Origin of the sequence: Acidovorax sp. ACV01 (assembly GCF_014851495.1) — a bacterium.
GTDB classification, from domain to species: domain Bacteria; phylum Pseudomonadota; class Gammaproteobacteria; order Burkholderiales; family Burkholderiaceae_C; genus Acidovorax; species Acidovorax radicis.
This window is the reverse complement of the sequence record NZ_JACUZT010000003.1, coordinates 716,083-731,077: the sequence shown is the minus strand read 5'-3', so window position 1 is coordinate 731,077 and position 14,995 is coordinate 716,083. Positions and strand designations below refer to the sequence as shown.

At 66.7% G+C, this 14,995-nt stretch carries 15 protein-coding genes; 7 read left to right on the top strand and 8 right to left on the bottom strand.

The window, feature by feature from the left end; translation table 11 throughout:
- The first annotated feature begins 471 nt into the window (after positions 1-471).
- Positions 472-1,326 carry a hypothetical protein gene (locus IB243_RS12010; protein WP_192427206.1) on the top strand — a complete coding sequence of 285 codons (855 nt, stop codon included), beginning with the start codon at positions 472-474 and terminating at the stop codon, positions 1,324-1,326.
- 129 nt (positions 1,327-1,455) lie between these two features.
- Here the strand turns inward: IB243_RS12010 and IB243_RS12005 are convergent, their stop codons facing one another.
- The 3 genes from IB243_RS12005 to IB243_RS11995 all read right to left on the bottom strand — a co-directional run bounded on the left by IB243_RS12005 (position 1,456) and on the right by IB243_RS11995 (position 3,469).
- Positions 1,456-1,872 carry a hypothetical protein gene (locus IB243_RS12005; protein ID WP_192427204.1) on the bottom strand — a complete coding sequence of 139 codons (417 nt, stop codon included), beginning with the start codon at positions 1,870-1,872 and terminating at the stop codon, positions 1,456-1,458.
- Positions 1,873-2,054: 182 nt separating this feature from the next.
- Positions 2,055-2,819 carry a tRNA-uridine aminocarboxypropyltransferase gene (locus IB243_RS12000; RefSeq protein WP_370540338.1) on the bottom strand — a complete coding sequence of 255 codons (765 nt, stop codon included), beginning with the start codon at positions 2,817-2,819 and terminating at the stop codon, positions 2,055-2,057.
- A gap of 29 nt (positions 2,820-2,848) precedes the next feature.
- Positions 2,849-3,469, bottom strand: coding sequence for a class I SAM-dependent methyltransferase (locus IB243_RS11995; RefSeq protein WP_192427200.1), 621 nt, complete (start codon positions 3,467-3,469; stop codon positions 2,849-2,851).
- Positions 3,470-3,583: 114 nt separating this feature from the next.
- Here IB243_RS11995 and IB243_RS11990 point away from each other — a divergent pair, with 114 nt between their 5' ends.
- Both IB243_RS11990 and IB243_RS11985 read left to right on the top strand, forming a co-directional pair.
- Complete coding sequence (locus IB243_RS11990) at positions 3,584-4,828, top strand: helix-turn-helix domain-containing protein (RefSeq protein WP_192427198.1); 1,245 nt, start codon at positions 3,584-3,586, stop codon at positions 4,826-4,828.
- A gap of 64 nt (positions 4,829-4,892) precedes the next feature.
- Positions 4,893-5,630: a hypothetical protein gene (locus IB243_RS11985; protein WP_225584902.1), complete on the top strand. Its 738-nt coding sequence runs from the start codon at positions 4,893-4,895 to the stop codon at positions 5,628-5,630.
- Between the two features lie 135 nt (positions 5,631-5,765).
- On the opposite strand, the gene IB243_RS11980 is transcribed toward IB243_RS11985, so the two are convergent.
- On the bottom strand, positions 5,766-6,158 hold the full coding sequence (locus IB243_RS11980; protein WP_192427196.1) for a VOC family protein: 393 nt from the start codon (positions 6,156-6,158) through the stop codon (positions 5,766-5,768).
- A gap of 354 nt (positions 6,159-6,512) precedes the next feature.
- Here IB243_RS11980 and IB243_RS11975 point away from each other — a divergent pair, with 354 nt between their 5' ends.
- Positions 6,513-7,100: a flavin reductase family protein gene (locus IB243_RS11975; RefSeq protein WP_192427195.1), complete on the top strand. Its 588-nt coding sequence runs from the start codon at positions 6,513-6,515 to the stop codon at positions 7,098-7,100.
- A gap of 106 nt (positions 7,101-7,206) precedes the next feature.
- On the opposite strand, the gene IB243_RS11970 is transcribed toward IB243_RS11975, so the two are convergent.
- Complete coding sequence (locus tag IB243_RS11970; RefSeq protein ID WP_192427451.1) at positions 7,207-8,616, bottom strand: DUF2130 domain-containing protein; 1,410 nt, start codon at positions 8,614-8,616, stop codon at positions 7,207-7,209.
- A gap of 140 nt (positions 8,617-8,756) precedes the next feature.
- A complete protein-coding gene (locus IB243_RS11965; protein ID WP_192427193.1) occupies positions 8,757-9,677 on the bottom strand; it encodes a LysR family transcriptional regulator in 921 nt (306 codons plus the stop codon).
- Between the two features lie 128 nt (positions 9,678-9,805).
- Between IB243_RS11965 and IB243_RS11960 the strand changes: the two genes are divergently transcribed.
- The 3 genes from IB243_RS11960 (at position 9,806) to IB243_RS11950 (ending at position 13,046) form a co-directional block, all read left to right on the top strand.
- A complete protein-coding gene (locus IB243_RS11960) occupies positions 9,806-10,642 on the top strand; it encodes a pirin family protein (RefSeq protein WP_192427191.1) in 837 nt (278 codons plus the stop codon).
- Positions 10,643-10,724: 82 nt separating this feature from the next.
- Entirely contained in the window at positions 10,725-11,369 is a 645-nt protein-coding gene (locus IB243_RS11955) for an NADPH-dependent F420 reductase (protein ID WP_192427189.1), read from the top strand.
- A gap of 318 nt (positions 11,370-11,687) precedes the next feature.
- On the top strand, positions 11,688-13,046 hold the full coding sequence (locus IB243_RS11950; RefSeq protein WP_192427187.1) for an MFS transporter: 1,359 nt from the start codon (positions 11,688-11,690) through the stop codon (positions 13,044-13,046).
- 677 nt (positions 13,047-13,723) lie between these two features.
- Here the strand turns inward: IB243_RS11950 and IB243_RS11945 are convergent.
- Together IB243_RS11945 and IB243_RS11940 are read right to left on the bottom strand one after the other, a co-directional pair.
- Entirely contained in the window at positions 13,724-14,065 is a 342-nt protein-coding gene (locus tag IB243_RS11945; RefSeq protein WP_192427186.1) for a hypothetical protein, read from the bottom strand.
- A 336-nt stretch (positions 14,066-14,401) separates the two neighbouring features.
- Positions 14,402-14,980, bottom strand: coding sequence for a transcriptional regulator (locus tag IB243_RS11940; protein WP_225584901.1), 579 nt, complete (start codon positions 14,978-14,980; stop codon positions 14,402-14,404).
- Positions 14,981-14,995 lie beyond the last annotated feature (15 nt).

Here is a 14,995-nt window from a genome sequence, read left to right as displayed (position 1 = left end):
TTGGAGTGCAATCGGGATGAGTGGAAGCTTCGGATGTGCCGCATGGGCTCGTGCCCATGCAAGCAGCCGAGGCTTCCAATCGCCCGATTTCACTCCAACCCTGCGGGCAAGTGCCTTGCCGGGCGGTCTGCGGCGTTGCGGCGCTTGTGGATAGCGGGGCTATCCACTGCACCCCGCGCCTTGCATCCCATCCCGGCAAGGTACTTGTGCGACTCCAAAAAGACTTTGAACAAGCTCTGAGGCCATTGCAGGGCTTTCGGCGGCCGCCAGCGAGACCAAGGCCACCAAGGCCACCGAGGCTCTGAACGACAATCCGACACGGCCCACGGATGCCTGTTGCGCCTGGGCCCGACCCCTTTCACACGGCCATCCGCCTGCTGTACAGACCGCAGCACTTCACGGACCGCTGCTGCGTCCCCCCAAACACCCATCGCCCGCCTTCGCGCCGCGAAAACCCAGGAGCCTTCCCCCATGCCCTTTCCCACTGCGCACCCAGACCCTGCCCTGCGCGCCGCTTCGTTGGCGGGCCTGCTGGTCTCGTGCGCCCTGGCTGCGCAGCCTGCGGCGGCTGCCGGGTTCCGCCAGGGAGCCTATGCAGACTCGCTCGGCGGCACGGCGGCGGTGTGCGTGACCTCGCAGCACATGGCCAGCCTGACAGCCACCGCCTGGAAACAGTCCATGCAGCAACGCGGGATGGACTGCATGGTCAACGAGTCCACCCGCCCCCTGCCCGGCCACGAGACCTGGAAAGCCAGTTGCATCGCCAAGGCCCCGGGCGCGAGCGCGGGTGCCACCGCAGCGCACCTGTACCAGTTCACCGTGCATGCCGACGGCGAGCAGCTCATCATCGACAGCGGCATGAAGACCTCTGCGGGACAGCAGGTGATGAAGAATGCTTTTTCTGGCACCTACCAGGGCGCCTGCGCGCCCGGCACCCCGCCCCTGGACGTGTGGGCCTACCTGGACGGCACGTACGGCATGGGGACGCCCGCGCAGAGCGAGGCACGCAAGGCGGTGGCCACCGACCTCATCCGCTGCGCCAACGTGTTCAACGGCCTTTCGCTCAGCGTGGCAAAGCCACGGCAGGAAGGCATGCGCGCCGCTGCGGCCGCAGTGATGGAAGCAGCGGTGGAGCTGCACCCGGGCGAGGGCGACTTCCACCTGGACGCGCTCAAGAAGTCGGCACCCGAGGTGTCGGCCGAGCTGGTCGGGACTTCGGCAGAGAGGAAGTTTGCGCTGTACCAGTCCTGCAGCCCGTATCTGGAGCCGGACGGCATCGCCAAGGCCGTGCAAAGCCGCGCGGCAGCGGGCGCCACCCCACGCTAGAACGGCGATTCGTTCGCGGCTGCCGCATGCCGGTTCAGCCGCCTGAAGGTGCCCCCACGCACGAACGCCCCGCACCACGCGAAGTGGTGCCGGGGCGTTGGCTGGGCCATGGTGACCGAACGGGGCTTCTTATTTGTCCAGCTCGGCGGCCAGCATGTCCCAGCTGGGGTAGGAGCTTTCGTCCAGGGTGATCGCACCCTTGCCTGCGGCAAACTTGAAAGCGGTGGTGCCCGTGCGGGCAAATTCCAGCGTCTTGAGTTTGCACACTGCGGCCTTGGAAGGGGCATCGTTGCAGTAGCGCGGCGCGTTGTCGACGATGGTGCCGGCCGCGTAGCGCACCTGGCGCAGGTGGTCCACGGTCTGAAAGCTGTCCTGCTTCACATCCATCTTCACATCGCAGCCGCACGACTGCTTGAGGGTGCCGGCGGCAGCCTTCAGGGCCGGGGTCACCTCGGCGGCAAAAAAGTCGCGCTCGACCTTGCCCGCGTGGGCCAAAGATGCGGCGACAAGGCTCAGGGATGCGATCACCAGCGTGTGTTTTTTCATAGTTCCTTAAAGAGATGGGCTCCAGAAATACGGGCCCTTGCTCCTCCCTCGCAAGTGGCCCGCGCCGCCATGGGCGGCTGGAGCGCCGCGGATTGTGCAGCGTGCCGGGCCCCGCAGCTGTAACCATGCGCTAACGGCGCGATGCATTTTTCGCAACAGGTCATGCAAGCCCTGCGGGCGCCTTACCCGGCCCCGCCTATGGATGCGTTGCGCAGCGCCTGGTGTGCCTCGCTGGCCCATTCGGGCGGCAGCTGGTGCTTCGCCTGCAGGTAGTGGTGGGTGAACACGTCCAGATACGCCTCCAGCGTCTGCGCGGCCTGCAGCTCGCCCGCCAGCGCAAGGCACAGCGCGCCCACCTCGGAGGTGCAGAAGTGGTCCGTGCGTGTGGAGCGGCGCAGGTGGTACCGCGAGAGCTGCTCGGGCTGCAGACTCAGAACCGGAAAGCGGTCCAGGTAAGGGCTTTTGCGGAACATCTTGCGCGCCTCGGGCCAGGTGGCGTCGAGCAGCACAAACAGCGGGCGCTTCCATCGTTCTGGTTCGACCCCGGCTCGGGGCACCGCCACCTGTGTGACCACCCGCTCGGGCGCCACGAACTCGCCGGGGAACACCACATACGGCTGCCACTGCGGGTCGGCCAGCAGCGCCAGCAGGCCGGGGTGCACCTCGGTGCGCGCCCAGCCGAAGGCATGGGTGTCGGCCACCACATCGGCAATCAGCCAGCCGGTGTTGCTGGGCTTGAGCGGCTCGATGTCGGCCATCAGCAGGCACATGCCCGCGCGCGTGGGCAGCACGGGGCGCAGCGCGCAGATGCAGTGGCTGGGCACCAGGCGACAGCCCGCGCAGCGCTCGCCCTTGGGGCCGCCCCGGGCCAGAAAGGGCTTGGCACTGCGGGCCAGGCGCTCAGTGCGCAGGCGCGAAACAGCGTGCGGCGTGGCGGGGGTGGCCACCCCAGTCGCCGAGGGGTCCACGGGCTGCGTCACCGGCCGCCCGCACGTTCCAGCGCAAACAGCGGCAGTTCGGCCTGCGGGCTCAGCCACACGCCGCCCCCCAGCTCGGTAAAGCCCTCGCCCAGCGTGCGGCGGTACAGCTGCGCGGGGTGCTGGAACATGCGCGGGTCGGTCACCTGCTCGTCCACCACGTCCTGCTCCCAGTCCTCTCGCGCCACGGCCTCCACGTACAGCGCGCCCCGGCTCAGGCGCGCCAGGTTGCGCATGGCCTTTTGCACGTCGGCCTCGCTCAGGTAGGGCAGCACGCCCTGGCAGATGACCAAGTCATACGGCGTGCGGGCCTTGTAGTCCACCACCGAGCCACGCTCCCACCCAAACCGCTCGCACAGGTATTCGCTGAACTCCACGCCGTGGAACTGCGCCTGCGGAAAATGCCGCGCGATCACATCGCGCCACAGGCCAATGCCGCAACCCACATCCAGCACACGCCGCACGGGCACGCGCAGGTACTGCAGGTAGCTGCACACAAACGCACCCAGCCGCTCGGTGTGCGCCGGGTCCACCACGCTGGTCTTCTTGTCGAAGTAAAAGCGCTGGTAGTACGCCTCGTCAAAGATGGCCGCGTCCGCGCTGCCGCTCACTGGTTTCACTGCTGGGTCCTTCCGCCACGGGCCACCCTGCAGGGGCGGGCGCCGGGCACCTGTTCATGGCGGGGAGTATCGCCCACCCGGTGGCCCTGGCCGATTGCGGTGTAGTCTGTGGCCATGGATTCGCTGATCTCCGCCGCAGCCCGCGCGCTGGCTGCAGGCGATGCCCTGGCCGCCCTGCAGCGGGTGGCCCTGCGCGACGACCCACCGGCCCTGGCCCTGCGTGGCATTGCCATGGCCCAGCTGGGCGAGCACCCACGCGCCCGCGAACTGCTGCGCCGCGCTGCACGCGGCTTTGGTGCGCACGAGCCCGTGGCCCGCGCGCGTTGTGTCGTGGCCGAGGCCGAGGTGGCCCTGGCCCTGCGCGACCTGGGCGGGCAAACGCACGCGCTGATGACTGCCGCCGCCATCCTGCAGGCCCACGGTGACATGGCCAACGCACTGCAGGCGCGGCTGGTGGCGGCGCGCAAGCTGATCTTGCTGGGCAGGCTGGACGAAGCATCGGCTGCGCTGGAGAGCGCGCTGCCAAGTGCCCGCGCCACCGGCTCGGCAGCCCGCCTGCCCGCATCCCTGGCCGCAGTGGCCGAACTTGCCGCCGCAGAACTGGCCCTGCGTTCGCTGCACATCGGTGCGGCACGCACGGCCCTGCAGCGCGCACACGAGGCGGCGGGCCAATCGGGCGTGCCCGCCCTGGGGACCGAGGTGGCCCACGCCCGCACGCTGCTCCACCAGCCTGCAGCCCGCCGCCTGGCCCAAGGCGCCGAGCAGATGCTGCGGCTGGAGGACGTGGCGGCGCTGCTCGCATCCCCCACGCTGGTGGTGGATGCCTGCCGCCATGGCGTGCGCGCGGGCGACGTGTGGCACCCACTGGCGCGCCGCCCCGTGCTGTTTGCACTGGTGCGTGCGCTGGCCACGGCCTGGCCGGGCGGCGTGGACCGCGAAGCCTTGATTGCCGACGTGTTCCGCACCCGCCACCCCGATGAAACCCACCGCGCCCGGCTGCGGGTGGAAATCGGCCGCCTGCGCGCCCTGATCGCACCGCTGGCCGGGGTGGAGGCCACACCGCGCGGCTTTGTGCTGCAGCCCCACGGCGGGCGCGATGTGGCCGTGCTGGCCCCGCCCGTGGATGGCGAGCAGGGCGCGCTGGTGGCCTTGCTGTCTGACGGCGCGGCCTGGTCCACATCGGCCCTGGCGCTGGCCCTGGGCGACAGCCAGCGCACCGTGCAGCGCGCGCTGGCCGATCTGGAAGGCAGCGGCCGCGTGCGCGCCATCGGCCAGGCGCGAGCCCGCCGCTGGCTGGCCGCGCCGCTGGTGGGATTCACGACGATCTTGTTACTCCCCACCGCGCAGCCGATTCAATAAAGTGACTTCACCGCCCAACGCACACACCCTCCGCCGTGCACCGGGCACCCACCAGGAGCCACAGATGACCACCGCCACCAACGCCCACGCCCGCGACACCGCCTGCAGCAGCGACATCGCCGACACCCCGCCGTCTCGTACACACCTGCCGATTGCCTCCCGCCAACCCGCCGAGGTCGTGCGCGAATACGGCCCCTTTGCGGGCGCCAGCGCCATCCACGGCGTGACCCACGACGGCCAGCGCGTGTGGGCTGCCACGGGCGAACAGCTGGTGGGTTTCGACCCCACCAGCGGCGCCACCACCCGCACGCTGGACGTGACCTGCGACGCAGGCACGGCGTTTGACGGAACCCACCTCTACCAGATTGCCGAGTCGCGCATCGACAAGATCGACCCCGCCACGGGCCAGGTGGTGGCCACGATTCCCGCGCCGGGCGGCGGCAACGATTCAGGTCTGACCTGGGCCGAAGGCAGCCTGTGGGTGGGCCAGTACCGCGACCGCAAGATCCACCAGATCGACCCCGCCACGGGTGCCATCCGCCGCACCATCGAATCCAACCGCTTCGTCACGGGAGTGACCTGGGTGGACGGTGAGCTGTGGCACGGCACCTGGGAAGGCGACGAAAGCACCCTGCGCCACATCGACCCCACGAGCGGCGCCGTGCTGCAGCAGCTCGATATGCCGCAAGGCGTGGGTGTGAGCGGGCTCGAATCGGATGGGGCCGGGCTGTTCTACTGCGGTGGTGGCGGCAGCGGCAAGGTGCGCGCCGTGCGTCGGCCACAGGCCCACACGGCGGCTTAAAGAAGGGAACGAGGCGGAGCCCAAGAGCGGCTCACAAAACTCAGCGAAGCGGTTCTGGTTAGGCGCTGCGTCGCAGGCAGTACGGCCAGTACGACAAGACGCAGCAACGACGCCAGAAGAGTTTTGTGAGTCGCTCTACGCCGCGGCGGGCTTGGGCGGGCGGTGCAGCGCGCAAATCTTGTTGCCATCCGGGTCGCGCAGATACGCCAGGTACAGCGGACCCGACGGGCCTTCACGGTAGCCCGGCGGGTCTTCGCAGGTGGTGCCGCCGTGGGCCACGCCCGCCGCGTGGAACGCATCAGCCTGCTCGGGCGACTGCATGGCAAAACCGATGGTGCCGCCATTGGCAAAGGTGGCCGCCTCGCCATTGATGGGCGTGCTGATGCAGAACGTGCCAGTGGGGCCCCGGTAGAAGTAGCGGTTCTTGTTGGCAACGCCCGGGGGCACGCCGATGGTGCCGAGCAGCGCATCGTAAAACTTCTTCGATACCTCCAGATCGTTCACACCGACCATCACATGACTGAACATATTTCTTGTCTCCGTTGAAGCCCCGGTGGGGCGGGTTGTGGGCGGGAAGAATGTTACTTGCTGGTAGGTAGCCCGGGCCGGGCCTTGGTCGTTTGGCCTCCGCGCCACACTGCGCTGCCGCATGCCCCATATGTCGCTATCCGTTCGGGCTGAGCCCGTCGAAGCCAGGGCGCTTCTTGCGAACAGCCCTTCAACCCTTTGGCGAACCCCGGGGGCGAACGGCCTGTCGGGGCCAGCAGGCGTGCCATCAAAAATTCAAGCAAAATTGGCCTCCAGCGCTTACCCATCCATCGCGATCAGCTATTAAATGCAGAGCATCCACTGCCGACTGCTCCGCTACCCACACCGCCCGCCATGCCGCTGCCCACACCCCCCGCATATTTCACTCCCGTCCCGCTCGACAAGGCCTACCGCCTGCTCAACCACGGCCCCACGGTGCTGGTGTCGGCTGCGCACGCCGGCCAGCACAACGTGATGGCCGCCGCCTGGGCCTGTGCGCTGGACTTTTCACCGCCCAAGGTGACGGTGGTGCTCGACAAAGCCACGCGCACGCGCGAGTTGGTGGAGGCCAGGGGCGAGTTCGCACTGCAGCTGCCCACCGTGCCCATGGCCGCGATGACCGTGGCGATTGGCACCGACAGCGCCAAGACCCACCCCGACAAACTGCAGCAACATGGCGTGCAGCTGTTCCACGCGCCCGGCCACGCCGACACCCCGCTGGTGCAAGGCTGCGCCGCCTGGCTGCTGTGCCGCGTGATCCCCGAGCCCCACAACCAGCAGACCTACGACCTGTTCATCGGCGAAGTGGTGGCCGCCTGGGCCGACGAGCGCGTGTTCCGCAACGGGCACTGGGAGTTCGACACCGCGCCCGATGCGCTGCGCACGCTGCACTATGTGGCCGGCGGGCAGTTTTATGCGACGGGGGCGTCGGTGCGCGGCTAGCGCCGCTCAACGTCCATGCAACCAATGGCGATGGAGCAGCCGCAGACCGGTTGTGCCCGCCCTGTTTGCAAGGCCCCGTCCGCTGGCCGCTTCACCCCGCCCCGCATCACTCCCCATCCGAAATCCCCAGCTGCTTGAGGTCCGCAAATTTGGCCGCCATCGTCGGGTTGCCGCGTGTGAGCTTCTTGATCGTGAGATCTTCGGCCTTGTCGTTGGCCAGGCGCAGGTTGTTGGCCGACTTGTGCAGCGCTTCCTTGGTTTTCTCCAGGTCCTTGATGGCCTCGTCAATGCGCTTGATGGCCTCCTCGAACCCGTCCGACGCCAGGCGCCAGTTGCGCCCAAACGCGCCCTTGAACTCCTCCAGCTGCGACTCGAACTTGGTGATGTCCAAGTTCTGCGCCTTCACCAGCGCCAGCTCGGACTTGTACTGCAGCGACTTCATCGACGCGTTGCGCAGCAGCGTGATGATGGGGATGAAGAACTGCGGCCGCACCACGTACATCTTGGGGTAGCGGTAGAACATGTCCACGATGCCGGTGTTGTACAGCTCGCTCTCGGGCTCCAGCAGCGACACCAGCACCGCGTATTCGCAGCCTTTTTCGTTGCGGTCCTTGTCCAGCTCTTTCAAGAAGTCTTCGTTGCGCTTCTTGGTGGCGGTCTCGTCGTTCTCGTTCTTCATCTCGAACATGATCGAGACGATCTCGGTGCCCGACTCATCCAGGTCGCGGAAGATGTAGTCGCCCTTGCTGCCGCTGCGTGCGTCGTTGTCCTTCTCAAAGTACGCGCGCGGAAACGCCGTGGCGCGGATGCGGTTGAACTCCGTCTCGCAGTGCTGCTCCAGCGTCTCGCCCACCATCTTGGTCGACAGGCGCGCCTTCATGTCCCGCAGCCGCGCAATCTCGCCGTCGCGGTCGCGCAACTGCAAGGCGTACTGCTCCTTGATGGCGTTCTCCTCCAGCTGCTTTTTCATCACCACCAGGTTCAGATCGTTCTTGAATTCATCGCGCTCCCGGGCCACCACCGTGACCGCCTCGGACACTGCCAGCCTGCGCACCACCTCGCCCGCCTCCAGCTGCGACTTGAGCTGCTGGATCTCAGCGTCCTTTCTGGCGGCCACGCCTTGCAGCTCCTGCGCCAGCCGGGCTTCTGCCAGCTGGGCCGCTGTTTGCTGCGCTTGCCGCACGCGCTCCAGCTCATTCGCCATGGCATCGCGCTGCTTTTCCACCGCGCTCAGAGCCTGTGCCACCGCCAGATCGCGCTCCACCGCGCCCGCACCCAGCTGGGCCTTCAGGGCTTGAATCTCGGTGTCTTTGGCGGCCGCCGACTTCTGCAGCTCATTGGCCACCTGGGCCTGCGCCAGCGCCACCGCATTGCGCTTGTCCTGCTCGGCCAGCTCCAGCCGCTCGTGCAACTGCGCGCTGAAATCCGCGTCGCGCACCTGCTTGAGGATGTCGGCATACCCGGTTTCGTCGACCTTGAACGCCTTGTTGCAGTGGGGGCAGATGATGTCGTGCATGGCGGTCACCGTGTGTCTTGTTCGTGTTTAGTGGGTAGGGGAGCATAGCGGGCAGGAGCGTGCGCGGACGGAGCCTGTCGCAGCCTCGCGCAGCGCTTCAGCAGGCTCAGCGAGAACGGCTCCAGTAAATTCATGCCGCCTCAGCCGCAGGCCTGCGGCGGCAGTTCTTGTATCGCGCCCATCTTGCGGATCACGAGGTCAATGAACGCAGACACCGCCAGGGGCAGGTAGCGCCGGCTGGGGTAGACCATGTGCACGCCGTGCCCCTGCCGGTGGTACTGCGGGAGCACGGGCACCAGCAGGCCAGCGCGCAGATCGCGGTGCGTCAGCGTGGAGGGCAGCAGCGCAATGCCCAAACCCGCCAGCGCTGCCTTGCGCAGGGCCTGCGCCGTGTTGCCGCTGAAGCGGCCAGCCACCTGCACCTCGGCCGGCGCGCCCTCCGGCCCCGTCACGCGCCAGGTGGCCTTGCCGCTGGGGTGGCTGAACACCAGGCAATCATGGCCTGCCAGGTCTTGCAGCGTGGCCGGAACACCCTGGCGGGCGATGTAGGCCGGGCTGGCCACCAGGCCGTCGTTGCCTGCGTCCAGCACCTTTCGCGCAAACAGGCCGGAGTCCTCCAGGATGCCGCCCCGAAGGGCCACATCAATCCGGTCTGCAATCAGGTCGGCGCGCCCATCACTCAGCACAAAGTCCACCCGCACTTTGGGGTGCGTGACCAGGAACTCGGTCAGCCACTCCATCGCAAAGAAATCAAAAAAATCCGCCGGGGCCGCCACCCGCACCAGGCCGCTGGGCTCCTGGTTCACCGCCAGCAGCTCCTCGCCCGCGTCCATCAGCCCCTCTACTGCGCCGCTGCAGCGCTCCAGAAACACCTGGCCCGCGCCGGTGAGCGTGAGATGGCGGGTCGAGCGCTGCATCAGCCGGGTGCCCAACTGCGCTTCAAGCTGCTGCACCCGGCGGCTCAGGGTGTTGGGCGGCACGCCCCGGCGGCGCGAGGCCTCGGCAAAGCTGCCGCAGCGCACCACCTGCACAAAGATGGCCACGTCGTTCAGATCCAGCATGGTCGCGCGCCCTCACTCACTGATTCATTCGATTAATGGACGAGTGCAATCATATTGCGCTATCTAGTCAATCAATCGACGAATTTTTAAGCTACAGGCATCAGTTCAACACCTCCAAGGTTCTCTGTATGTCTGCACCCGCCACCGCCCCCCGCGCCATCGCCCACCGCACCCGTGGCACCACACACGGCCCCATCACCCGCCTCATGAGCCCCGGGGACCTGGGCCATGTGCTCAAGCCCTTTATCTTTTTGGACCTGGTGCACTTTCAGCCCGGCGCAGCGCAGCAGGGCTTTGGCATGCACCCCCACTCGGGCATCGCCACGGTCACGTTCTTGTCGCAAGGCGATGTGCGCTACGAAGACAGCACCGGCCAAGCCGGCCTGCTGCCTGCGGGCGGCGTCGAATGGATGCGTGCTGGCAACGGCGTGTGGCACACCGGCGCCCCCGTGGGCGACACAGCGGGCCGGGGCTTTCAGCTGTGGGTGGCCCTGCCCACCGCATTGGAGAACGCCCCCGCCCACAGTCAGTACCTCGCCCCCGAGCTGGTGCCCCAGGTAGGCCCGGTGCGGGTGCTGCTGGGCGAGTACGGCGCAGCGCACAGCCCCGTGGCGGCGCCTGAGGGCATGACCTATTTGTCCGTGCAGTTGGCCCAGGGCGAACGCTGGACCTACACCCCGCCCCAGGGCCACACGGTGGCGTGGGCGGCAGTGGCCACCGGCGCGCTGATGGCGGGCGAACCCATTGCAGCAGGCGAGCTGGTGGCGTTTGAGCCCAGCAGCCAGAGCATCGACTTTGTGGCCACCCAGGCCACCAGCTTCGTGCTGGGCTCTGCCGTGCCGCACCCCCACGACCTGGTCATGGGCCGCTACTCGGTGCACACCAGCCCGGCCGCCCTGGCACAGGGCGCCACAGAAATCCGGCGCATTGCCACACAACTGCGCCAGGCCGGGCGGCTCGGGTAGTCGCCTAGCCCTTCCGTCACGCTTTCTCACCTCACTCCTTCCACCTCACTTCAACCCACTTCATTTCAACAAGGAAAACATCATGAACATCGGCATCATCGGTTCTGGCGGTCTCGGCTCCAACGTGGCCCGCGCATTGGCCAACAAGGGACTGTCGGCCACCCTCTCTACCCGGCGCGGTCCGGAATCATTGGCCGCTCTGGTGGCCGAACTGGGCCCCACCATCAAGGCGGGCACCGTGGCAGAGGCCGCAGCCGCCGACATCGTGCTCATCGCCGTGCGCTGGGAAGACCTGGGCCAGGCGCTGGGCAGCCTGCCTGCGTGGAACGGGCGCATCGTCATCGACGGCACCAACCCCGTGGCGTTTCTGGACCCCAACTCGCCCGACGCCCAAGACCCCACCAACCCGCTGGCGGCCTACGGCATCAAGGCCATCGACCTAGGCGGGCGCTCGTCCAGCGAAGTGTTCAGCGAATTCGTGCCCGGCGCCCGCGTGGTCAAGGCGTTCAACCACCTGGATGTGAACGTGCTGGCGCAGCCCCAAGTGTCGGGCGGCCAGCGCACCATGTTCTATGCAGGCGACGATGCGGCCGCCAAGGCCGAAGTGCGCAAGGTGCTGGACGCCATCGGCTACTTCCCGGTAGACCTGGGCACGCTGGCGGTGGGTGGCCGGTTGTCGGAACTGCCGTTTGGAGCGCTGTCGAGCACGCAGTTCATCAAGATCTGAGAGGGGTGCCTGCCCAGGCACTTTCAGGGCCCCAGGTGCACCTTGTTTAGCTCAATGTGCCTGGGGCCTATGTATTTATTGCAAGCGCTGGTCACCGCTGAATTGGTATCCATGGAAGAGGTGCCCGGGGCAGGCTCCCTCAGCCCGTGGGTGTGGCGCCGTGAGGCTTGGGTGTTGGATCGCTGGATGACAACACGCTGGAGGTGGCACTGACCGCGATGGACACTGAATACCAGCGGGACGATGATCGGGATCATTGGCCATGTGGATGTGTTGAAGGAGCGGATTCAGGCGCAGATCAGGGTTAAATTGCACAGCATGCGTACCACTCCCGCTTCTGCACACGTCGCCGCCCCGGCCTCCCTCATCGACTCCCCCCAAGCCGCGTGGCGCTTGCTGACCACCCTGGGGCTGGTGGTGCTGGGCAACAGCAGCATGTATGTGGTGTCGGTGGTGCTGCCTGCCGTGCAAGCCGAGTTCGGCGTAGGCCGCGCGGATGCATCTCTGCCCTACACGCTGATGATGGTGTGCCTGGGGCTGGGCGGGCTGTGGACGGGGCGGATGGCGGACCGGCATGGGCTGATGCCGGTGCTGTGCGTGGGGGCGGTCGCGGTGTGTGGCGGCTTTGTGTGGGCGGGACTGTCGAGCAGCATCTGGATCTTTGGGCTGGCGCATGGGTTGATGGGGCTGATTGGCAGCTCGGCCACGTTTGCGCCGTTGATGGCCGACACGGCGCTGTGGTGGAACAAGCGGCGGGGCATTGCGGTGGCTATTTGCGCCAGCGGCAACTACATCGCCGGTGCGCTGTGGCCGCCCATCGTGCAGCACGGCATCGAGGCCATTGGCTGGCGCCAGACCTATGTGCTGATGGGGCTGGTGTGTGGCGCGGGCATGCTGCTGCTGGCGCTGCGCATGCGGCAGCGGGCGCCGATGGTGTTGATGGATGTGGCTGCGGCTGCGGTGCCTGCATCGTCGTCACCTTCGGCAGGGGGTGCTGCACTGCGTGCATCTGCTTCTACAGCGACTGCGTCCGCACCTTTGGTTCCCTTGGCACTGGACCGCAGCCGCCCGTTCGGCCTGCGCCCGCTGCATGCGCAGCTACTGCTGTGTGTGGCGGGCGTCGCGTGCTGCGTGGCCATGGCGATGCCGCAGGTGCACATCGTGGCCTATTGCACCGACCTGGGTTTTGGCGCGGCGCGGGGGGCCGAGATGCTGTCGCTGATGCTGGCGTGCGGCATTGTGAGCCGCCTGGTGTCGGGCGTGATCTGCGACCGCATTGGCGGTGTGCGCACGCTGCTGCTGGGGTCGGCGTTGCAGGGGGTGGGGCTGGCGCTGTTTCTGCCGTTTGACGGGCTGGTGCCGCTGTATGTGATCTCGGCGATGTTCGGGCTGTTCCAGGGCGGCATCGTGCCTGCCTACGCGATCATCATCCGCGAGTATTTCGCACCGCAAGAGGCGGGCGCCCGGGTGGGCGCGGTGATCATGGCCACGCTGATCGGCATGGCGCTGGGGGGCTGGATGTCGGGCTGGATTTTTGACGTGACGGGCAGCTACCAGGCGGCGTTCATCAACGGCATGGGGTGGAATCTGCTGAACCTGTCGATCATGGGCTGGCTGTACTGGCGGGTGCGGCGCCAGGGTGCCGTGGTGGGGCGGGAGCAACCCAGTGCGGGGTGAGTGCGGCAAGCGCTGGCGGCTTGCTGACCATGGGCGCCATCATGCCGCTGAAATTTGGTTCAAATTGGCCTCTAGCGCTTAATGGACAACCGTTAGAAGCTATTTATTTGTGAGCAATTGAGCGCCACAGCATTCGCTCAACAGGCCCCGGCAGGTGCAACCCGATTTTTTGATCGGCTTGCACCTGCCGGGGCCCCACGGGAACGCAGTAGCAGCTGCGGTCCCTGAGCAGGTCGTCGTTGCCTTCGACCCTGTGTTCGGGCAGCTCAGCAAGACGCTTCTCACCGGGCACATGCCTTCATCCAGAAGGCATGTGCCCCGCGCTAGTAGCAACTACGTCGCCTTTGCTGTCAGCCTCTCCTCCCTGTTCCCGACCTTGTATGCATTTGTTACTTCAACTTCACTGTAGGGGGTGAGGAGGCACGGCGCAACCTGCGAAAGTTGGTAGGTACGGCTGGTTCTGTGGGGCGTGGGTACGGCAAGAAGAAACAGCTAAAGATTGATATACCGCTTTGCTGTATTGCGCCAATAGCTCCCGTTTTGATAGCAAATGGCATTTACACGGCGCAAGCCCGCGCGCAATGCGCTGCGCGTTTCTTCGGGGTCTTTGTGCGGATTGGCTACACCACCGCCTGCAGATACCGCTTGGCGAGCTCTTTCTGCGCGGTGGCGGGGAGTCAGTGGCCGCCTGCCCCGCCCGCCAAGGTGCGCACGTCGGCAATCAGCTGCTCGGCCAGCGTGACCATCTCCGCAATGGTGGACTCCTCGATCTCCAGGTAGCCCTCATATTCGGCGAGGTTGCGCTTTTGGTGGGCAGCGTCCAGCACCCGCCAGCGCGCGGGCGGCCAGCTCACGGTATGGGCCAAGCACTGGAATACGGTGAACCGGTTCTCGCTGCGGTAGCCGTGCCAGCGCAATGCGGCCAGGGCTGCGGCATGGGCAGCGTTGTAGGCACTGGTAAAGCGGCCTTCTTGCGAGACGTGCGCAAGTTGAGCATCTGCCCAGCGGGTTTGGGCCATGGTCGGGGCGTGCCATCCATCGATACTCCCACGCGAAAGCCGGCCAGGCCGTGCAGTGCTAGGCGCCCTGAGTGCCGTGTAGCTTGGCTACACAAGCGAAGGGCAACGACGCAATGTGCGGCCTGGCTGGCTTTCCCTTCGGGCTGGCCCCGCAATGCGGCGTCTGCTTTGTCGCGTGGCTTGCCCATAGATGACTATGGGCTGCGCCCCGCTTCGCGCATCCATCCGCATTGCGGGGTCAGCGCGTGGGGGTATCGATGGATGGCACGCCCTGGCATGCGCTGCACTTCTGCATCGTTGCGGGGCTAGGCCTTGAGCTGGCCGATGCGCACCAGGTTATCCAGCGCGGTGGCGGTCGTCGAGGCCATTCATGTCTCCGATCAGTGCCAGTGTGGGGCGCGACAGCACGCGGTTGACGAACGAGTCGGGCTCGGCGCGGCGCTTGAGAAATTCTTGCGGCGAATACATGCTGGGGTTGATTTTGCGGCCCCATTGTTGCTCCAGGGGTGCCAGTTGCTCCAGTACTTCGCCAAGGGTGATGTCTTTGCCGACCAGCATCACGTCCACATCGCTTTGGGCGGTGTCCGTATGCGAGGCCACTGAGCCGAACACGCACGCAGCCTGCAGGCGTGGAGACAAGGGGGCCAGGGCGTCGCCCAGTGCGGGCACAAGCCCCAGTGTTTTGCGGGTGAGTGAGACCAGCTCATCAAAAATGGGGCTATCGGCATTGGCCTTGAAGCTGCGCAGGTTGCCCACGCGCTCCGACACCAGCAAACCAGCATCGGTCAACCGGTTGAGTTCGCTTTGTACGGATGCGCTGCCCAGCCCGGTCAGGCGGCGCAGCTCGCTGAGGTGAAAACTGCGCGCAGGCTGTCCAAACAGCCAGGCAAAGAGCCGCGTTTGGCGATCAGTCAAAAAGGCGGAGGCGAC